The 20,441-nt window shown below is 73.7% G+C and carries 13 protein-coding genes; 3 read left to right on the top strand and 10 right to left on the bottom strand.

The genetic code is table 11. From position 1 onward, the window contains the following. Window positions 1–6 precede the first annotated feature (6 nt). Window positions 7–1,080, top strand: a complete 1,074-nt coding sequence (locus RTA_RS13050) for a GNAT family N-acetyltransferase (protein ID WP_013901880.1) — start codon at window positions 7–9, stop codon at window positions 1,078–1,080. Here the strand turns inward: RTA_RS13050 and RTA_RS13045 are convergent. Genes RTA_RS13045 through RTA_RS21005 form a run of 6 tightly spaced genes read right to left on the bottom strand, consistent with a single transcriptional unit; the run spans window position 1,077 to window position 9,816 of the window. Then, on the bottom strand, window positions 1,077–1,985 hold the full coding sequence (locus RTA_RS13045; RefSeq protein WP_013901879.1) for a transglutaminase family protein: 909 nt from the start codon (window positions 1,983–1,985) through the stop codon (window positions 1,077–1,079). The genes RTA_RS13050 and RTA_RS13045 overlap by 4 nt on opposite strands. Continuing rightward, window positions 1,985–4,570 carry a circularly permuted type 2 ATP-grasp protein gene (locus tag RTA_RS13040; protein ID WP_013901878.1) on the bottom strand — a complete coding sequence of 862 codons (2,586 nt, stop codon included), beginning with the start codon at window positions 4,568–4,570 and terminating at the stop codon, window positions 1,985–1,987. The genes RTA_RS13045 and RTA_RS13040 overlap by 1 nt, the downstream gene beginning before the upstream one ends. Before the next feature lie 58 nt (window positions 4,571–4,628). Further along, window positions 4,629–6,578, bottom strand: coding sequence for a hybrid sensor histidine kinase/response regulator (locus RTA_RS13035; protein WP_013901877.1), 1,950 nt, complete (start codon window positions 6,576–6,578; stop codon window positions 4,629–4,631). A 14-nt stretch (window positions 6,579–6,592) separates the two neighbouring features. After that, window positions 6,593–7,051 carry a response regulator gene (locus tag RTA_RS13030; protein WP_013901876.1) on the bottom strand — a complete coding sequence of 153 codons (459 nt, stop codon included), beginning with the start codon at window positions 7,049–7,051 and terminating at the stop codon, window positions 6,593–6,595. Beyond that, the gene (locus tag RTA_RS13025; RefSeq protein ID WP_081466274.1) at window positions 7,044–9,257 is read right to left on the bottom strand and encodes an ATP-binding protein; all 2,214 of its coding nucleotides are present in this window, start codon (window positions 9,255–9,257) and stop codon (window positions 7,044–7,046) included. The genes RTA_RS13030 and RTA_RS13025 overlap by 8 nt, the downstream gene beginning before the upstream one ends. Next, window positions 9,238–9,816, bottom strand: a complete 579-nt coding sequence (locus RTA_RS21005; RefSeq protein WP_049871283.1) for a biliverdin-producing heme oxygenase — start codon at window positions 9,814–9,816, stop codon at window positions 9,238–9,240. The genes RTA_RS13025 and RTA_RS21005 overlap by 20 nt, the downstream gene beginning before the upstream one ends. A 303-nt stretch (window positions 9,817–10,119) precedes the next feature. On the opposite strand from RTA_RS21005, the gene RTA_RS13015 reads away from it, so the two are divergent. Continuing rightward, on the top strand, window positions 10,120–10,497 hold the full coding sequence (locus tag RTA_RS13015; protein WP_143762971.1) for a hypothetical protein: 378 nt from the start codon (window positions 10,120–10,122) through the stop codon (window positions 10,495–10,497). Window positions 10,498–10,620: 123 nt separating this feature from the next. Further along, window positions 10,621–12,762, top strand: coding sequence for a hybrid sensor histidine kinase/response regulator (locus tag RTA_RS13010; RefSeq protein WP_013901872.1), 2,142 nt, complete (start codon window positions 10,621–10,623; stop codon window positions 12,760–12,762). 124 nt (window positions 12,763–12,886) lie between these two features. Here the strand turns inward: RTA_RS13010 and RTA_RS13005 are convergent, their stop codons facing one another. From RTA_RS13005 to RTA_RS12990, 4 genes are all read right to left on the bottom strand, one after another. After that, window positions 12,887–16,693 carry a translocation/assembly module TamB domain-containing protein gene (locus RTA_RS13005; RefSeq protein WP_049871282.1) on the bottom strand — a complete coding sequence of 1,269 codons (3,807 nt, stop codon included), beginning with the start codon at window positions 16,691–16,693 and terminating at the stop codon, window positions 12,887–12,889. 9 nt (window positions 16,694–16,702) lie between these two features. After that, a complete protein-coding gene (locus RTA_RS13000; protein WP_226986074.1) occupies window positions 16,703–18,451 on the bottom strand; it encodes an autotransporter assembly complex protein TamA in 1,749 nt (582 codons plus the stop codon). Between the two features lie 148 nt (window positions 18,452–18,599). Then, a complete protein-coding gene (gene cls, locus RTA_RS12995) occupies window positions 18,600–19,859 on the bottom strand; it encodes a cardiolipin synthase (RefSeq protein WP_013901869.1) in 1,260 nt (419 codons plus the stop codon). Between the two features lie 160 nt (window positions 19,860–20,019). Further along, window positions 20,020–20,382 (bottom strand): DUF4148 domain-containing protein, encoded by a 363-nt coding sequence (locus RTA_RS12990; protein ID WP_013901868.1) that lies wholly within the window; start codon window positions 20,380–20,382, stop codon window positions 20,020–20,022. Window positions 20,383–20,441 lie beyond the last annotated feature (59 nt).

Here is a 20,441-nt window from a genome sequence, read left to right as displayed (position 1 = left end):
GAACCGATGAAGCTATCAGTCATCCGCCCCCACGAACTCGATGCGCCCGCCCAGGCCCGCTGGCGCGACCTCCAACTCAGTAATCAGGCACTGGCCAGCCCCTACTTCTGCCCCGAGTTCACGCGCGCCGTGGGCTCGGTCCGTCCTGACATCCGCATCCTGGTCATGGAGCAGGGCGCCGGACCCGCTGTGGGGTTCTTCCCGTTCCAGCTGGGCCCCTACGGGCTGGGCGAGCCCGCGGGCCGGCCGTTCTCCGACCACCATGGCGTGATCGCCGCGCCGGGGACGCGCTGGGACTGGGGCGAGTTGCTGCGCGCCGCCGGCCTGGTGTTCTGGCGCTTCGACCACCTGTGCGCGGCGCAGGCGCCGGCAATCCCTGGGGTGCGGCGCGTGCCCTCGCCAGCGCTGGACTTGTCGCAAGGCTTCCAGGCGTACAAACGCAGGCGGCTGCAGGCCGGTGTTCGGCGTATAGGCGAGCTCGATCGCGGGGCGTGCAAGCTGGCGCGCGCGGTCGGACCGCTGCGCTTCGAGCTGCACAGCAGCAGCCGCGCCGTCTTTGACACGGTGCTGCGCCTGAAGTCGCAGCAGTACCGGCGCACCGGTGCTCGCGACGTGCTGGCCATGCCGTGGGCGCGCGCGATGCTCGAAGACATCTGGCGGCTCGACACCCCCGGCTTCGGCGGACGGCTCTCCGCCTTGTGGGCCGGCGACCAGCTGGTGTCGGCCAGTCTAGGCATGTGCTCGGCCCGGGTGTGGCACTGGTGGCTCCCGGCGTACGACACGGCGCACGCGCGCCACTCGCCCGGCCTCCAGCTGCTGATGCGGGTGGCCGAGGGCGTGGCGGCGCAGGGCCATGCCCTGCTGGACCTCGGCAAGGGGGACGAAGCGTACAAGAGCACCTTCGCCGACCACGAGCTGCCCCTGGCCGAAGGCTGCCTGGCCGGGCCGGCGCCACTGGCGACGCTGCTGCGCGCCGGGCAGGCCGCCCACCACTGGCTGCGCGAGTCGCCCCTGCGCCCCCTGGTGCGGCGCCTGCGCGGCCGGCCACCGCTGGCGCCCGATACCCAGCCGGGGGCCTAGGACGGCACCTCGGACGGCGGTGCTTCCACCGGCTCCACCGTTACTGCCACGCGCAGCGTGTGCCGTGTGCCGCCTTGGATCACGCCACGCACCGGCGACACGTCGGCATAGTCGCGGCCGACGGCCAGCCGCACGTAGTCCTCGGCCGGTGCGCGGTTGTTGGTGGGGTCCAGCTCGGCCCAGGCGCCGCTGCCGGTGTCCTCCTGCGGCACGTACAGCGACACCCAGGCGTGCGAGGCGTCGCTGCCCACCAGGCGCGTGCGGCCCGGCGGCGGCGCCGTGAGCAGGTAGCCGCTGACGTAGCGCGCCGGCAGGCCCAGGCTGCGCAGGCAGCCCAGCATCACGTGGGCGAAGTCCTGGCACACGCCCCTGCGCAGCGCCAGCGCCTGCAGCGCCGGCGTGCTGGCGTCGGTGGCCTGCACCTCGTAGCGGAAGTCCTGGTGGATGCGCGCCATCAGCTCGCGCGCCGCCTCCAGCAGCGGGCGGCCCGGCGTGAAGCTCGGGCGCGCGTAGGCGGCGAAGTCCTCGTGGCGCGGCACGTAGGCCGAGCCGAACTGGAACTCCACCGCCGGGTCGAACCCCCCGCCGCGGCGGTAGCGCAAGCGCTCGCGCACCGTTTCCCAGGCCGGCCCTTCCTGCGGCCAGGCCGGCACCGCCGTAGCGACCAGGCTGTCGGCGCGCACCGCCAGGCGCTCGTGCGTGGCCTGCAGGCTGAAGAAGGAGCGGGTGTTGCCGAACACGTCCAGCGCCTCGCTCAGCTGGGCCGGCGCGGGCAGCACCTCCAGACGGTGCCGCAGCAGCCGCTGGCGGTCGTCGTGCGCCGGCTTGAGATGCGCCATGTGCTGCGCCGTGCGCACCGGCGGGGCGTAGTCGTACGCCGTTTCGTGGACCACCCGCAGCAGCATCAGGCGCCCACGCTGTGGCGCGTGTCGGCCGAGTGGATGAAGTAGCGGGCGGTGAGCTCGTCCGACAGCTGGTAGGCCGCGTCGGTGCATCGCCCCAGCAGCTCCAGCAGCCGGGCGTGGCGGCCGGCCGCGTCGCGCTCGCACAAGGCGGCCAGCGACCAGGCCTGCGGGTCGGGTACGGTGTGCGCGATGGCGGGCAGCTCGCCCGGGGCCGAGCCCGCCAGCCGGGCCAGGCGGCCGCGCAGGCTGGTGGCGACCCAGCCCAGCGAGCGCGGGTTCTCGCCGTCCAGCACCAGCAGGTCCAGCAGGGCGGCGATGTCGTGGCGCTTCTGGTAGCGCGCATGGAAGGTGATGGTGCTGTCGAACAGCGCCACCACCGCCTCGAAGCCGCTTTCGTCGGCGACGGCGCCGTGGTCGAAGGCCAGGGCCAGGGCCGTGGCCAGGAAGCCCAGGCGCTCCAGGTGGCGGCCGGTGGACAGCAGCCGCCAGCCGTCGTCGCGCGTCATGCGGTCGGTCTGCGCGCCGGTCATGGCCGCGGTGTGGCCGGACAGCTGTTCCAGCACGCGCAGCGCTTCCACCGAGGAGTAGTCGCCGTCTCCCGCCGACAGCGCGCAGCCGCGGAAGAACGCCTGTTCGGCCTGCTGGACCAGGTTCCACTGCTCCAGCGACAGGCGTTCGCGCACCGCGGCCGCGGCCTGGTGCAATGCGCGCAGGTTGAAACCCACGCTGGTGGCGGTGCGCGTGTCGGCCAGGGTCGCGACCAGCGAGCGCTCGAACACCCGGCGCGACTGGGTGGCCGGGGGCACGGCGGGCAGCACCAAGCCATGCTCGGCCGCCAGATCGCTGAGCCAGGCCAGCAGCGGCAGCGAGGATTGGTCCTCGCCGTTCAGGCTTTCCAGCGCCAGGCGCGCCAGCCGGGCGGTGTTCTCGGTGCGCTCGGTATAGCGGCCCAGCCAGAACAGGTTCTCGCCGGCGCGGCTGGTCACTACCCGCTGGTGGTGCGCGAAGGAGGCGGCCGGCTGCTCGTACTGCAGCAGCGTGGTGGTGTCCACCTCGCCTTCGGTCAGCACCCAGGTGTCGGCGCTGCTGCCGCCGCTCTGCATGGAGGCGACGTCGCCGTCGGCGGTGCCGGCAATGCGCGTCAGGCCGCCCGGCAGCACGCGCCAGCCCTGGTCGCCGTCGGCCACCGCGAACACGCGCAGCACCAGGGAGCGCGGCGCCAGGCGCCCGCCGCTCCAGGTGGGCATCTGCGACAGCGGCATCCAGGCCTGCACCGTGTGGTCCTCCGGCTGGCGCACGATGCGGTCGGCCACCTCCTGGAGTTCGCTGCGCGACAGCGAGCGGCCCGGCACCGCGCCGGCGCCGGGGTAGGTGGGCTTGACCACGCCGGCCGCCAGCTGCGGCAGCGCCGCTTCCAGCGCCGCCTGCTCGCCGCACCACCAGGTGGCCAGCGAGGGCAGGCGCAGCTCCTCGCCCAGCAGCTCGCGCGACAGCGCGGGCAGGAAGCCGAGCAGGGCGGTGGACTCCAGGAAGGCCGAGCCGGGCGCGTTCGCCACCAGCACGTGGCCGGCGCGGATCGCCTGCAGCAGCCCGGGCATGCCCAGGCGCGAGTCGTGGCGCAACTCCAGCGGGTCCAGGAACTCGTCGTCCAGGCGCTTGAGGATGCCGTGCACCGGCTCCAGGCCCTGCAGGGTCTTGAGGTACAGGCGCTCGCCGCGCACCGTGAGGTCGCTGCCTTCCACCAGGGTCAGGCCCAGGTAGCGCGCCAGGTAGGCATGCTCGAAGTAGGTCTCGTTGTAGGGACCGGGCGTGAGCAGCACCACGCGCGGCTCCTCGCCCGCGGCCGGGCTTGTCGCACGCAGGCTGTCCACCAGCGCGCGGTAGCTGGCTGCCAGGCGCTGCACCCTGAGCTCGCCGAAGGCTTCGGGGAACAGGCGCGAGATCAGCAGCCGGTTCTCCAGCAGGTAGCCCAGGCCGGAGGGCGCCTGGGTGCGCTGCGACACCACCCACCACTGGCCGTCGGGCCCGCGCGCCAGGTCGAACGCGGCGATGTGCAGGAAGCGCCCGCCCGCCGGCCGCGCGCCGTGCAGCGGCCGCAGGTAGCCGGAGTGACCGTGCACCAGCGCCGGCGGCAGCAGGTTGGCCGCCAGCAGGCGCTGCGGGCCGTACACGTCGGCCATCAGGCCTTCCATGAGCCGCACGCGCTGCAGCACGCCGGTCTCGATCTGCTGCCAGCTCTGGGGCGTGACGATCAGCGGGAACAGGTCCACCGACCAGGGGCGCTGCGGGCCGTTGGCGTCGGCATACACGTTGTAGGTGACGCCGTTGTCGCGCACCTGGCGCGCCACGTGGGCGGTGCGCCGGTCCAGGTCGGCGAAGCCGTCCGTTCCCAGGTGCTGGAAGAACCGGCTCCAGGCCGGCGTCAGCGGCTGGCCCGCCGCCGGCGTAGCCGCCGCGGGCGATGCGCTGCCGCGCAGCTCGTCATGGTGGCCGGGTGCGGCCGGCGGCGCGAGGGCGGCGGCCAGGGCGGCCGGGGCCTGGCGGGCATCGGCACCGGACAGCGAATCGATGGGGGTGGAGTCCACGTCGGCGGGATTGTCCCACTGACGGGGAAGGCGAGGCGCCCCGCAGGGTCACCACCCCTCAGGAGAGATACCGCTCCTCCAGCACCTTCTGCAGCATGGTGTGGATGGTGTCGGGGTCGGCCGGCTTGACCAGGTGGCCGGCGAAGCCCGCCATGGCCGAGCGCTGCAGGTCCTGCGAGGCGCCATAGCCGCTGAGGGCGACCACCGGCAGCCTGGCGCTGAGCTGGCGCCCGACCTCGATGCCGCTGCCGTCGGGCAGCCCCAGGTCGGTCAGCACCACGTCGAACTCCTTCTCGCGCGCGGCCTGCAGGGCGGCGGCGCAGGTGGGCGCATGGGTGACCTGGTAGCCGTAGTCCTCCAGCAGCATCATCATGGTCTCGGCCGCGTCGATGTTGTCCTCCACCAGCAGCAGCCGATGGCCGGCCTCGCGGCTCTCGGCATCCGACTCGCCCGGCGCGTCGGTCTGGACGACATCCGCGGCAGCCAGGGTGCGCAGCTTGAGGGTGAACGTCGCGCCATGGCCGCGGCCCTGGCTGCTGGCGCAGAGTTCGCCCTTGTGCTCGGCCACCAGGCCGCGCGCGATGGCCAGGCCCAGGCCCAGCCCGCCATAGTGCTGCGACACCTCCTGGTCGGCCTGCTCGAACGCCTGGAAGATCCGCGGCAGCGCCTCGGGGTCGATGCCGATGCCCGTGTCCGTGCAGCCGAGGGTGAACCAGCGCCGGTCGGACTCGGTGCGCACGACCACCTGCCCGCCGTGCGGCGTGAACTTGATGGCGTTGCGCAGCAGGTTCCACACCACCTGCTGGATGCGCGCCTCGTCGGCCTGGACCATGGGATTGGGCGCGCGCAGCTCCAGCGTCAGGCGCAGCTGGCGCTCGGCGATCTGCTCGGACACCATGTCGACCACCCCGTGCACCAGCCGGTGCATGTCCACCGGCCCGAGCCGCAGGCTCACCTTGCCGGCCGAGATCGCCGTCAGGTCCAGCAGGTCCTCGATCAGCCGCGCCTCCAGCGCCACGTTGCGCCGGATCATGGGCAGCAGCTCGCGGTACTTGTCCGGCACCGTGGCGGTCCGCTCCAGCAGGCTGGCGGCGGTGGCGATGGGCGTGAGCGGCGTGCGCAGCTCGTGCGACAGCACGGCCAGGAAGCGGTCCTTGGCCTGGTTGGCGCGCTCGGCCTGCTCCTTGGCCGCGCGCAGCGCCTCGGCGGCGCGGTATTCGGCAGTGGCGTCGCGCACCACCTTGCAATAACCGCTGTGGTGCCGGGCGTCGTCGTACAGCGGCATCACCACGCCCTCGGCCCACAGCCGCAGGCCGTCGCTGCGCATCAGCCAGCGGTTGTCGTCGGCCTTGCCCTTGCGCAGCGCGTCGCGCAGTTCGGCCTGGAAAGTCCCGGCCTGCCGGTCCTCGGGGGTGAACAGCACCTCGGCCGACCGCCCGACCAGCTCTTCGCGCTCGAAGCCGAAGATGTCGCGGGCGGCCGCGTTCCAGGAACGGATCATGCCCCGCGTGTCCAGCAGGATGACGGCGTAGTTGCGCAGCGAGTCCACCACCCGGGCGTAGACCTCGTTGGCCTCGCGCAGGCGGGTCTCGGCCGACTCGCGCCCGGTGCGTTGCGCCACCTCGCGCAGCGCGCGGTCCACCACCAGCGATAGCCGGTTCATGCGGCTCTTGCTGACGTAGTCGGTGGCGCCGCGCTTGAGCATCTCGACCGCGTTGTCCTCGCCGATCACGCCCGAGACGAAGATGAACGGCACTTCGGGCGCGTGCTGGCGCGCCATCTCCAGTGCGGCCGCGCCGGAGAAGCCGGGCAGCTCGTAGTCGGACAGGATCAGGTCCCAGCCGCCGCGCGCGATGGCCTGCTCGAACCCTTCCTCGTCGCGCACGACCTCCAGCCGGGCCTGGGGGTACGCGGCCAGCAAGGCCTCGCGCAGCAGCTCGGCATCGAAGCGCGAATCCTCCAGCAGCAATACGGCCAGCGGGCGGTCCTGGTGGTCGGGCGGGGTCAAAGCGGGTTCATCCCTTATTCGTAGCGGCGCATGGCCTTCATGGACCCCGGCGGCGGCTCGTTGAGCACCGCCCAGAAGATGCCCAGGTCGGCGATGGCGGCGACGAACTGCTTGAACTCCACCGGCTTGACCACATAGGCGTTGACGCCCAGCTCGTAACTCTTGACGACATCCGATTCCTCCTGCGAGGAGGTCAGCATCACCACCGGGATGCTGCGCAGCTGCGTGCTCGAGCGCACCTGCTGCAGCACCTCCAGGCCGTTGACCTTGGGCAGCTTCAGGTCCAGCAGGATCACCGCGGGGTTGCCTTCCTCGCGGGCCCTGAAGTCGCCTTCGCGGTTCAGGTAGTCCAGCGCCTGGGCGCCGTCGCGCACCACGATCACCTCGTTGGAGAGCTTGCTGCGCTCCAGCGCCACCAGGGTCAGTTCCAGATCGCGCTTGTCGTCCTCGACAAGCAAGATGGGTTTAAGCATGGTTCCTGTCCTCTTTCCTCTTGGGCGGCACAGCGCCATTCAGCCCGTGGGGCAGGACGAAGCCGAAGCTCGCTCCTTCGCCCACCTCGCCCTGCGCCCACACCGTGCCACCGTGGCGCTCGACGATCCTCTTCACGCTGGCCAGGCCGATGCCCGTGCCCTCGAAATCCTCGGCCTGGTGCAGCCGCTGGAACACGCCGAACAGCTTGCCGACGTACTTCATCTGGAAGCCCACGCCGTTGTCCCGGACCTCCAGCCCGTCGCCCTCGCGCCGGCGCACCGCCTTGACCTGGATGCGCGCCCGCTCGCGCTGGCGCGTGTACTTCACCGCGTTGCTCAGCAGGTTGCGCACCGCCACCTGCAGCAGGAACGGGTCGGCCTGCAGCAGCGGCAGGCCCGTGTCCACCTGCCAGTCGACGGCGCGCCCGGGCTCCTGGCGCTTGAACTCGTGCACCAGGTCCTCCACCAGGGTCTGCACGTTCACCGGCGAGCGCTTGATGGCCGAGCGGCCCATGCGGGAGAAATCCAGCAGCGCATCGACCAGGTGGCCGGCGAAGGCCGAGGCCTCCTTCACGTGAGCCAGGTAGCGCCGCGCCCGGTCCGACAGCTGGCCGCCCTCGGTGTCCATCACCAGGTCCACGTAGCCGGCGATGTGCCGCATGGGCGCGCGCAGGTCGTGCGAGACGGTGTAGGAGAAGGCTTCCAGCTCCTTGTTGACGCGGCCCAGCTCGGTGGCCACCTCGGCCATCTCCTCGGCGCGCCGCAGCACGATGCCGATCAGCGCCTGGCGCAGCTCGGCCACCGCCGCCAGCTCGCCGGCGTTCCAGGGCGCGGAGCGGCCGCGTTCCTGCTCCTGCCAGCTGGCAAAGCTGCGCCGCGGGTGGATGCGCCCGTCGCTGGCCTGCACCTGCTTGCGCGGATCGCCCGCCCACTGGATGGTGCGCACCAGCTCGGGGCGGAACCACAGGATGACATGGCGGTGCACCTGCGAGATCGACACCGCCACCACGCCGGCCGGCGCATCGGCCCAGGCGCTGGCACCCGGCACGTCCTGCGCCAGCTGGTCGGAGTGCCACACCGGCTGGCCGAGGCCGCCGATCCACTGCGCCAGCTGCGCGATCTGCTCGCGCGGCGGCACCTCGCCCACGCTCCAGCAGTCGTCGTCCAGCACCACGGCGGCGCCGGCGGCGCTGGCCAGGCGCAGCAGCGGCGCCGGCTCGTTCACCAGCATCTTCAGCGTGGCGTCGCTGTTGGCCAGGTGGGACACGATCTCCAGCGTCAGCTTGCGCAGCTCCAGCCGCGTCGCGACCTCGGCGTTCATCTCCTTGGCTTCGACCTGCATCGACAGCAGCCGGCCCAGGTGCTCGCAGGCCACGCGGGTCTGGAAAGGCAGCCCGCGCGGCTCGTGGTCGTGGCAGGAGATCAGGCCCCAGAGCTGGCCGCCCACGACGATGGACACCGACATAGAGGCCAGCGTGCGCATGTTGCGCATGTACTCCAGGTGGATGGGCGAGACGCTGCGCAGGCTGGCCAACGACAGGTCCAGCGAGGCCGGCTGCCAGGCCGCATCCAGGCCGCGCAGCCCCACCGGCTGGTAGTTGGCATCCGGGATCAGCCGGATGTGGTTGAGCCGGTACAGCTCGCGCGCCTGCGCCGGGATGTCGGCGGCGGGGAAGCGGTGGCCCTGGTACGAGTCGTAGCCCGGGTCGATGGCCTCGGCCAGCACCTCGCCATGCCCGTTGCCGTCGAAGCGGTAGACCAGGCTGCGGCCGAAGCCCGTCAGGCGCTTGATCTCGGTGGCGGCCAGCTGGGCCAGCTGCACCACCGACTCGGCCGCCTGCAGCTGCGGCAGGAAATGGCGGGCCAGCGAGTAGATGGGCGCGCGCAGCCCGGTGTCGGGTGTGGCCGGCTCGAACTCCACCACCAGGTGCTGGCCGCTGCGGTGCGCGATGGCGTCCCACGGCTGCTCGTCGATGGCGCTGGTGCCCAGCGCGGCCGGCGACTCGCCGGCCGCCAAGTGGGTATCGTGCAGCGGCAGCCCGGCCAGGGCGGCCTGCACCTGGCCGGGTGATTCCCAGTTCTCGCTGTAGGCGACCAGCCGGCCGTCGTCCCGCAGCACGGCCAGCCGGCCGTGCGGCTGGATCGCGCCGGGCACGCGGATCGGTTCGTCCGCGCACTGCGCCAGGTCAGGCGGCGGAAGGTTCATGCGGCAAAGGAGACGGCAGGTGGAGGCGGAAGGTGGCGGCCAGGGCGTCGAAGGTCTGGACAGCGGCGGTGCACGCCTGCTCGCACGCCTCGGGCGTGGTCACGTTGCGTTCCAGCAGCCCGCGGAACTCGCGCCACAGGGCGCCGGTGCCCGGGCCGGCGCCGAAGAAGTAGGCGCCCCCGTTCGTGGGCACGATGCCGTGCCGTTCGGCCAGCCCGCGCGAGATCAGCTGGCCGCCCAGGGCCGAGCCCTCCATCACGTACAGGGATCCGAAGGCCGCCGCCGCGGTGGGCAGCGGCACCAGGGGCGCGACCTTGGCCGCCCCGGCGGCTTCCAGGCCCAGGGCCCGCAGGTCCTGCTGCACCAGGGGAGCGCGCCGCCGCGCATCGAACCAGGCGCGCAGCGGCGCAGGCAGCGCCGCCCTCAGCTGCTGTTCCCAGGGGGGCAGGAAAGCGGCGAATCCCCACAGCACGCCGGCATAGTGGTCCAGGCCGAAGGCCCCGTCCAGGCGCAGCAGGGATTCGAGCGCATCATGGCCGGCGCGCGTTGCTTCCCGCAAGGCGGCCAGTGCGGAGGCATGTCCGTGGGGCTGTTGTTCCAACGACCTTACTGCTTGCATCGAATTCAGGAAAACGGCCATTTTGGCCGAACCGGCGAGCATGACCGATAGCATGCAAACGCGGCGTAGGAAGAATCCGACGCCGTTCTTACAACGAAAGTTGCTGTCATGCTGCGTGGAGCGGCTGCGGCTGTATTCTGCCAAGGCTCGACAGGGGATTTTGTCACAGGGGTTCTGAACAGTTGAGCGGCCGTCGCGCAGATGGGCCAAGCCCCGGAATGCGCCGCTAAGCTCGCGCCCGCCATGAAACCACATCCTCCCGCATTGACGCACGGCGCCATCGCCGTCGCGGCCAGCAAGAAAACGCTCAAGGCGCGCCGCCGGCTGCGTGTTGCCGAATCCGAGCTGAGGGTGGCCAACGAACTGCTGGCGGAGGCGGCGGCGCACCCGGGCGCTGCGCAGGTCCAGGAGGTGCTGGTGCACAACCGCCTGGCCAAGACCAAGGTCCACGAGGCCAGCGAGGAACTGGGCTCGGCCTGCGAACTGCTGAGCCTGACGGTGGACGGTGACCGGCCCCTGGAGGGCGAGTCCGCGCGGGCGCCCGCCGGCGGCGGTCTGTCGGGGCACGGCGCGCACAGCGTGCTGCCCCACCTGCGCCAGCACCGCAGCAAGCCGCAGTAGCAGCAGCGCGCCGGTGGCCTCGCTGCTGCGGCGCGGTCGTGCCTTGGCGTTCTGCCAGGGGACGGCCGCGTGCTACAACCGCGGGACTGACCACGCCATGAACACGATGGGCGCGACCACGCCATGATGCCGCCTGCCCCCGACGCCGCCGATCTCGCCGCCAGCGAGCGGCGCCTGCGTTTCCTGGACCAGCTGGCCGAGGCCACCTGGCCGCTGCACGATGCGGCCGAGATCATGCGCACCACGGCGCGGCTGCTGGGCGAACACCTGGGCGCGAGCCGCTGCGCCTACGCGCCGGTGAGCGACGACGGGGAGCACTTCGACCTGGTCGGCGACTACACGCGAGGGGTGCGCAGCATCCTCGGCCGCTATGCGTTGTCCGACTTCGGGCGGCCGTTCGTGGCGCTGATGCGGCGCGGCGAGCCTTACGTCAACGACGACGTGGACAACGACCCGCGCACCGCCGGCACCGACCTGACCGCCTATCGCGTGACGCAGATCCGGGCCGTGATCAGCGTGCCGCTGCTGCGCGACGGCCGCTTCGTGGCCGGCATGGCGGTGCACCAGGACGTGCCGCGCCGGTGGCGGCCGGACGAGGTGGCGCTGGTGCAGCGCGTGGTGGCGCGCTGCTGGGAGTCGCTGGAGCGGCTGCGCGCCGAGGGCGAGCTGCGCGAGGCGCACCAGCGCCTGAGCCTGGCGCTGGAGGCGGGCGAGCTGGGCGACTGGAGCTGGGACGCCCGCACCGACGAGCTGGTCATGGGCGAGCGCGCCGCCGACATCCTGGGCTTGCCGCACGGCGCCCCCATCCCCTGGGCCGCCCTGGACCAGCGGCTGCACGAGGACGACCGCGAGCGCGCCCGCCAGGCCATGGAGGCTTGCGCCGCGCAGGGCCGGCCCTGCAGCATCACCTGCCGCGTGCAGGTGGGCGACCAGTGGCGCTGGATCTCGGTGCAAGGCAAGCCCACCCAGACGGCCGACAGCGCTTTCCGGGGCATGACCGGCGTGGTGCAGGACGTGAGCCGGCGCCAGCGCGAGGCCGAGGAGAAGCTGCTGCTGCTGGACAGCGAGCGCGCGGCGCGCGGCGAGGCCGAGCGCGCCAATGCGGTGAAGAACGATTTCCTGGCCACGCTGTCGCACGAGCTGCGCACGCCGCTGGGCGCCATCCTGGGGTGGACCCAGATCCTGCGGCACAAGCTGCCGCCGCACGCGCCCGAGCTGCTCAAGGGCGTGGACGTGATCGAGCACAACGCGCGCGCCCAGACCCGGCTGATCGACGAACTGCTGGACATGAGCCGCATCGCCTCGGGCAAGCTGCGGCTGGACCTGCAGCCGGTGGCGCCGGTCGCCTTCGTCGAGGCCGCCGTCGACACCGTGCGGCCGCAGGCCGCGGCGGCGGGCGTGTGGCTGGACGTGCAGCTCGATGGCACGGTCGGCCCGGTGGCGGGCGACCCGGCGCGGCTGCAGCAGGTGGTCTGGAACCTGCTGGGCAACGCCGTGAAGTTCACGCCGGCCGGCGGCACGGTGCGCGTGCGGCTGGCGCAGCACGCCGGCTGGGTGGAGATCGCCGTCAGCGACACCGGCGTGGGCATCCGGCCGGAATTCCTGCCGCACCTGTTCGACCGCTTCCGCCAGGCCGATGCCTCGACCACCCGCCGTTTCGGCGGGCTGGGCCTGGGCCTGTCCATCGTGCGCCACCTGGTGGAGCTGCATGGCGGCGAGGTGCAGGCCGACAGCGCGGGCGAGGGCGCCGGGGCCTGCTTCACGGTGCGCCTGCCGGCGCGGTCCCCGGCCCCGGCGTGGGCGGTGCGCGAGAGCAGCGAGGCGGCCGTGCCGCCGGCGCGCCGGGCCGGGGAGGGCATCAGCCTGGCCGGCGTGCGCGTGCTGCTGGTGGACGACGAGCCCGACACGCTGGACCTGATGCGGCGCGTGCTGGAGGAATGCAGCGCGCAGGTGTCCACCGCGGGCGGCGCGCTGGCCGCGCTGCAGATGCTGGCCCAGCAGCCCTTCGACGTGCTGGTGTCGGACATCGGCATGCCCGGGGTGGACGGCTACGAGCTGCTGCGCCGCCTGCGCGAGCGTCCCGCCCGGGCCGGCGGCCAGGTGCCGGCGGTGGCGCTGACCGCCTTCGTGCGGCCGACCGACCGGCTGCGCGTGCTGCAAAGCGGCTTCGCCGTGCACGTGGCCAAGCCGGCGGACCCGTTCGAGGTAGTGTCGGCGGTGGCGCGCCTGGCGCGGCTGTCCCTGTCGGGCGCGGCCGGCGGCTAGCCGGTGCCGGCTTGCTTGTAGGGCTGTAGGAGCTCCTCGCCTTCCCCCCCCCTTCTCCCCCCCCGCCCCTCTTCGCCCCGGCGGGGGCGAAGAGGGGCGGGGGGAGAAGGGGGGAAAAGACCCGTCAGTCGAACGAGAAGCTGTAGATCAGGTCGATGGCCGTGCGGTCGCCGGCCTCGGCGCGCACCGTGAGCCGGCGCGAGAGGTCGTAGAAGACGTAGAGGGTGCCCAGGGCGCCCGACAGGCTGCGCTCGTAGGCGGCGTAGAAGTTCTGCGCGAAGCGCCGGCCCAGCCGCACCGCCGCCCCATCCTCGCCATCGCGTCGCACCGACAGCTCGTCCAGCCCGAGGCGGCCGGCGATGCCGCGGCCGCCGCCGCTGCCGGTGCGGCTGGCCAGCAGCGCGACCGCGGCCTGCTGCAGCAGCGCGGCCTCGGCGCCGCCGCTGGCGGAAGCCCGGCCCAGCACCAGCCAGGACAGCTTCTCGGCTTCGGACAGCTCCGGCTCGGAGTACAGCCGCACGAAGGGCGCCTGCGCCGTGCCGGTGACCTGCACCCCCACCCGCTGCACCAGGCGCGGACGGACGGCCAGCACGTCCAGCGACGGGTTGTCCAGCGGGCCGGTGAACCGCAGCACGCCGCGCTCGATGTCCAGGCGCTGGCCGTAGGCGTTGTACTCGCCGCCGATGGTGCGGATCACCCCCACCAGCCGCGGCTGCGCGAGCGACTCGCCGCTGAGCACCAGCTCGCCCGCCAGCCGGGTCGAGATGCCACGGCCGCGCAGCCGGAAGTCGTCGCCCAGGGCTATGGCGACCTTCAGCCGCACCGGCCGCACCACGCCCTGCGGCGGCTCGTCCGGCCGGTCCGGATCGCGGGCGGGCCGAAGGTGTGCCAGGCCGGGCGCGTTGCGCACGACCACGTCCTCACCCAGCCGCGGCGCAGTCTCCTCCGGCAGCACGATCAGCGCCTGGTCCACGCGCAGGCTGCCGGTGAGCTCGGTGCCGGCGGCGTCCACCCGGGCCGCGGCCTGGCCCGAGAGCGTGAGCTGGCGGTCGCTGCGCGTGCTGGCGCGCAGGCGGTCCAGCTGCGCCTGCACGCGCAGCTGCGGCTGGCCCTCCACCCAGGCGCCTTCGCCGCTGGCCCGCAGCGTGCCGCCGGTGCCCGGCGCACCGGCCCCCTGCAGCAGGAACTCGTCGATCAGCAGCCGCCGGCCGTCCAGCCGCGCGCGCAGCCGGCCGCCCTGCAGCTCCAGCCCGTCCACCACCGAGCGCAGCCCCAGGTCGTCGGCGGCCAGCGTGCCTTCCAGCCGCGGGTCGGCGCGCGTGCCCTCCACCGTGAGGTCGGCCTCCAGCGAGCCGCGCAGGCGCCATCCGGGCGGCGCCAGCAGTGACCACACGTCGACGCGCGGCAGCTGCGCCCGCAGCACGCCGGACAGCGGCGCGTCGGCCGGCCAGGCCCAGCCGGTCCGGGGGTCGCGCGACAGGCGCGTCTGCAGCTGGCCGGCGGCGCGGCCGGCGCGCTCGCTGTCCCAGCGCAGCGCCAGCGTCACGGTCTCGCCATTGCTTTCCAGCGTCAGCGCAGCCTCGCGCACGCCGGCGGGCACCCGCGCCGGCGCGCCGCCCGCGGTCTCGGTGCGCACCGCCAGGTCGCCGCGGCTGCGCGTCACCGCGGCGCGCAGCTGCACCGCCGGGCCCAGGCGCGCCTCCCATTGCGCGTCGAACACCAGGTCCCCGGCCAGCGCGGCGCCGGCGGCCCGCGCCCCGCCCAGCAGCTCGGCCCAGGCCAGCGGCAGGCCGGTGAGGCGGCCGGCGGTGTGCAGCTCGCCGCCGCCCCAGCGCACCGGCTCCCAGGCCAGCACCGCCTGCGCCGGCCCGCGCCGCACCGGCGCCGTCAGCAGGGCCTGGCCCGCGCTGGATTCCAGGCGGCCGCCGGACCAGCGCAGCGACAGCGGCCGCTGCAGCGCGAGGGTCCACGGGCCGGGCGAGAGCGCGCTGTCGCGCAGCGTGGCGGCGAGCGTGCCGACCTCGCCCTGCCACACGGGGGCGGCGGCCGTGCCGGCACGGCCGCCGCGGCCGGCGAGTTCGAGCTCCAGCCGCCGCGTGCCCGACTGCGCCTGGCCGCGCGCCTGCAGTTGCGCGTCGCGCAGGCGGCCGTCCAGCTGCAGCTGCACCCCGCTCAGGCGCCAGGCGGTGTCGGCGTCCGGGGGAGTGCCGGCCCCGGCGCCCGGCGCCGTTTCGGTTTTCGCCAGCTGCAGCGTCGGCACCGACAGGCGCGCGCGCAGCTGGGGGTCTTGCCACCCGCCGTCCCAGGCCAGCTGCAGCTCGGCGCGGCCCTGCGCGATCCACTCGCCCACGGCGTCCGGCACGCGCGGCAGGCGGCTCACCCAGTCCAGCGCGCGGCCGGCGTCCGCCACCACCACCTGGGCCGAGCCCTGGCCGCGGGTCTCGGCGATCCGGCCCTCGGCCTGCGCGCGCAGGCCGGGCGCCGTCAGGCCCAGGCGGCCGCCGCCGGCCGGCGCGCGCGGCCGCAGCTCCAGGTCGCTGCCTTCCAGCGTTGCGTCGCTGGTGCGCAGCTGCAGCTGCGGCAGGGACAGCAGGCCGTCTTCCCAGCGGCCCCGCGCCTGCAGCCGGCGCAGCTCCAGCGCCTGCAGCGCCTCGGCCAGCGCGCCGCGTACGGGGCCGCTGGCCGGGCGCGCCGGGTCGCCCTGGGCCTGCAGGTCCACCTCGAAGGCCACCGGAGCGGCCGCACCGCTGCCCGGGCTGCTGGCCTGCAGCGTGCCGCCCAGCGGCAGCGGCGCGAGTTCGCTGTACAGGGCCGCGGGGTTGACACCGCGCAGCTGGGCCTGGGCGCGCCAGCCGCCTTGCTGCCGCCATTCGCCCTGGCCCTGCAGCCGGCCGCCCCCCAGGGTGGCGTCCAGCTGCCGTACCAGCGCCGTGCCGCCGCTGCGCCATTCAGCCTCGGTGCGCAGGCGCTCCAGCGGCAGCCGGCCGTCGTCCCAGGGGCCGGGCAGCCCATTGCGCAGGTCGGCCACCAGCGCCCAGCGGCCGGCACCGGCCGGCGCGATGCGCAGCTCGCCGCCCAGCCGCGTGGCGGGCGCCTGCGGCCACAAGGCGCCGGCATCGATCTCGCGCAGCTGCACCTGCGCCTGCGGTACCGGGAACGCGCCCCAGGGCGTCAGGCGCGCCGTGGCGCTGGCGCGCGGCAGCTCGCCGCTGCGCCCGGCCTCCTGCGCTTCGAGCAGGGCACTGGCCTGCAGCTCGGTGAGCGGGCCCTGGGCGGTGGCATTCAGCCGCAGGGGCACGGTCTGGCCGCCGCTGCCCGGCACCGGCGCGTCGAGCCGGGCCTCCAGCGTGGCGTCCAGCGCCATGGGCGCACGCGCCTCCAGCGTGGCGCGCCCGCGGTAGCTGCCGCCGAGCACCTTCAGGCTGTTGAGGTCCAGGCGATGCCGCGCGCCGTCATGGACATAGCGCGCCGCCAGGTCACTGGCCTCCACCACGGTGGCGCCGTCCCACTGCAGCCGGCCCACCCGGAGCTCGTCGACCGCCACCTGCAGCGGCAGCGTGAGCTGGGCGGGCGGGCGCGGGGGCTCGCCCGAGGGCGGCCGGCGGTCCTGCACCTGCACCGACTCGGCGCGGGCGTGCGTGAGGCGCAGCGTGCGGCGCAGCAGGGCGGCCGGCTCCCAGGCGATGTCCACCCCGGTGAGCTCGGCGCGCAGGCCCTCCTGCTGCCACACCAGGCGGGCCGCCCGCAGCCCGGTGCGCAGCGAGCCGGTGGCCTGCTCGACCTGCAGCGCCGGCAGCGCGGCTGCCGCGCGGCGCAGCGCCCAGTCCAGCGAGTGCTGGGTGCCGGCCCAGCTCCACAGCGCCACGGCCCCCAGCACCATCAGGAGCAGCAGCCCGGCCAGGACGATGGAAAGCCATTTCAGCATCCGCATGCCGCCGTCCTAGAAGGTGACGCCCACGCTCAGGTGCAGGCGCAGCCGCTGCGGCTTGAGGCCCCAGGCGATGTCGGCCTGCAGCGGGCCGATCGGGCTGTTGAAGCGCACGCCGGTGCCGATGCCGAACACCGGCCGCAGATCCTCCGGCCGGTCGGCCACCGCGCCGCTGTCGATGAAGAAGGTCTGCTCCAGCGGCGTGTCCACGCCGTTGCGGCGGACCGGCCGCTGCCACTCGATGCTGGCCACCGCGAGGTAGCGGCCCGGCCCGACCACGCCGCCGGGCAGCTCCACGCCGATGTCGCGATAGCCGTAGCCGCGCACGCTGTTGTCGCCGCCGGCGCGGAACAGCTGGGTGGCCGGTACCCGCGCATCGTCGGCCGCCAGCACGGCGCCGCCCTCGGTGCGCAACTGGATGCGGCCGCGCTCCAGCGGCCGCAGCTGCAGCCAGCGCAGCACCGTGCGCTGGAACGGGCTTCTGCTGCCGGTGAGGGTGAGGCCGCCGCCCAGCTCGAAGCCGAGACCGAAGCCGCGCGTGGCGACGGGCGCGCGGTTGAAGTAGCGCCCGGTCCAGACGAAGTTGGCCGACACCGCCGTGCCGTCACCGTTGTCGGCGGCGGGCGGCGCACCGGGGCGCAGCTGCACGTTGGCGTCGTCGTACTGCAGGTAGGCGTTGCGGTCGATGCGCTCGCCCGACCACGAGCGGCCGAAGCGCAGCCGGCGCGCGTGGGTGATCTGGTCGTCGTCCTCCTGCCGCTCGGCGCGCGCCAGCGTGCCCCAGCGCCAGCCCTTCTCGTCGGGGATGGCGGTCCACTCGGTTTCCAGGAAGGGCGTCTTGCGGTCGAGCTGCAGCCGGGTGGCGGCCTGCCAGCCGATGCCGGGCAGGCGGTTGTGGCGGTGCTCGATCGAGGCGCGCGGCCCGGCGTCGGTGGTCAGGCCCAGGCCCAGCACCAGGCGCTGCACCGGGGCCTCGCGCACCGTCACCTGGACCGGCACGGCGGCCGGGTCGCCGGCCGGGTCCACGTAGATGAAGGCCGAATCGAAGTACCCGCTGCTGGCCAGCCGCAGCTGCGCCTGCTGGATGCGGTCCTGGTCGTACAGGCTGCCCGGCCGCAGGCGCGCCAGGCGCGGCACCAGCACCGGGTCGTAGCGCTCCACGCCGGTGACCTGCAGCTCCCCCAGGCGGAACAGCGGCCCGGAGTCCAGCCGCAGGCCCAGCCGCGCCTGGCCGGTTGCCGCATCGACATCGGCCAGGCTGTAGCTGATCCTGCCGCGCAGGTAGCGCCGGGCCGTCAGCCGGCGCACCGCGTCGTCCTTGGCATCGTCCCAGGCTTCCTGGGTGAAGCGCTGGCCCGCCGGCAGGCCCCAGTTGTCGCGGATGGCCTCGCGCTGCGCGGCGGCGCCGCGCGAGGTGCGGCTGGCGATGTCGCCCTCGAAGGCGATGCCGACCTCGCTGACCCGCGCCGGCTCGCCCAGCGCCACCGCGACCACCACCAGGGGCGGCTGGCGGTTGTTCTCCAGCGTGAGCGTGACCTGAGGGTTGAACCAGCCCTGCGTGGCCAGCAGCTCGCGCGCGTCGCGCTCGGCCAGCACCAGCAGCCGCGCGAGTTCGGCTTCGTCCAGGTCGCTGACCTCGCGGTAGCGCCGCAGCTCGAGGTGGCGCTCCAGCAGCTCGCGCGCGTCGTCGGGGGCCCGTACCTCGAGATCGAAGGAGGGGCGAGCCGCGGCAGCGGGTGCCTGGGCGCCGGCCGTGGCCATGCACAACGCGGCAGCCAGGGCCGCGCACCAGCGCGGCGCCTGCCGCGCGCAGAAGAGACCGCTGCTTGTTCGCAAGCCCATGACTATGCAATCTCCGGCACGGCGGTCGCGTAGGCCGAGGCTGACAAAGGATCAGCTGCAGGCGCGGCTACATGATGGGAGCGAGCAGCCTGGCCGCGCGCTCGCGCACCCTCTCGCCGGCCGGACGGCGGCGCCACTGGTCGAGGGTGATGCGCCGGCTGCGCGCCAGGTCGGCCTCGAACACCTCGGTCATGCGGCGCGCGAAACCGGCATCGTAGATGTTGAGGTTGGCCTCGTCGTTGAGGTGGAAGGAGCGCGGATCGAAGTTGGTCGAGCCCACCGAGGTCAGCAGCTGGTCGACGATCAGCATCTTGCAATGGAACATGGTGGGCTGGTACTCGTACATCTCCACGCCGGCTTCCAGCAGCGGGCCCCACATGCCGCGCGATGCGCGCCGCACGGTGTGCTGGTCGGTGTGGCGCCCGGGGGTGATGATGCGCACCCGCACGCCGCGCTTGACCGCCGAAGCCAGCGACTTCAGCGCCACCGGGTCGGGCACGAAGTAGGCGCTGGCGAGGTCGATGCTGCGCACCGCCGCGGTGATGGCGATCAGGTACATCATCAGCATGCATTCGCTGCCGCCGCTGGGCGAGCTGTGGAACATCTGCGCCGGCATGTCCCCGGCCGGCTGCAGCGGCGGGAAATACTCGGCACCGTGCAGCACGCGGCCGGTGGTCTTGCTCCAGTTGGTCAGCATCACGCTCTGCATCTGCGCCACCACGGGCCCCTCGACGCGGTAGTGCGAGTCGCGCCAGTGGTCCGGGTCCTGGGCGTGGCCGGTCCAGGTGGGCGCGATCCCTACGCCGCCCGTGAAGCCCACCGTGCCGTCCACGATCAGCAGCTTGCGGTGGGTGCGGTTGTTCATGCGGCCGAGGTTGTACCAGCGCAGCGGGTGGTACATGCGCACCTCCACGCCGGCGCCGCGCATGCGGTGCACCAGGTCCTTGTCCACCTTGGTGCTGCCCACCCAGTCCAGCAGCACGTGAACCTTGACCCCGGATCGCGCCCGCTCCGACAGCGCCTCGGCCATCTCGGTGCCGATCTCGCCCGACCAGTAGATGAAGGTCTCGAACAGCACCGTGCGGCGCGCCGCGCGGATGGCCTGCAGCATGGCGGGGAAGATCTGGTCGCCGTTGATCAGCTCGGTGGCGCGGTTGCCCTGCACGATGCCCGGGCCCAGCAGCATGCCCATGGCGCGGAAGAACTGCGGGTCGTCCAGCGGGTAGAGGTGCTCGATCTCGTGTTCCACGCGGCGCTCGGCCGCGCCGAAATTGACCACGAGCAGCGCGATCAGCACGGCGGCGAAAATGGTGGCGATGAGCAGCACGCGCCGAGCATGGCAGGGCGGCTGCTGGCTCAGCGTAGGACGGCCCCCACAGTTGCCTCGGGCCCGTCCGGGTGGCCGGAGTCCGGCGGCGGCCTACGGTGCCGGCATGAAGACCGTCATGCCCATCCGTTCCTTCCCGCGCCGGCCGGGCCGGGCCGGCTTACTGCCGGCCGGCTTCGGACGGCTGGCCGGCGAAGGTGCCACCCAGCTCGGGCTGGCTGCGGTGCTGGGCGAGCCAGGCCGAGCCGCTGTCCTCGCCGGTGCGGGCGGCGACCTCGTCGCGCGAACGCAGGTAGTCGGCGACCACCTCCTCGCGGCTGGCGCTGCGCTGGAAGCCGCGCAGCTGGTTGTACGAGGTGGACCAGGGGTTTACGCCGGCCTGGCGGTAGGTGCCCAGCTCGGCCTGCACCTCGGCGCGGGTGCGGCTGGGGAAGAAAGGCTCGGTGACGACCGTGGGGGTTTCGGCCCAGGCGCCACCGGCGGCGGCTGCGAGGACGAGGGAGGCGGCGATCTTGGCATTCATGGCGGATTCCTTTCAGTGGGGTTGCTTGGCGGGTCGTTCCCGGCCCGTGCAGCCACTGT

It is taken from the genome of Ramlibacter tataouinensis TTB310, from assembly GCF_000215705.1.
In the GTDB taxonomy this organism is placed as follows: Bacteria; Pseudomonadota; Gammaproteobacteria; order Burkholderiales; family Burkholderiaceae_C; genus Ramlibacter; species Ramlibacter tataouinensis.
This window is presented reverse-complemented; position numbering and strand designations above follow the sequence as displayed.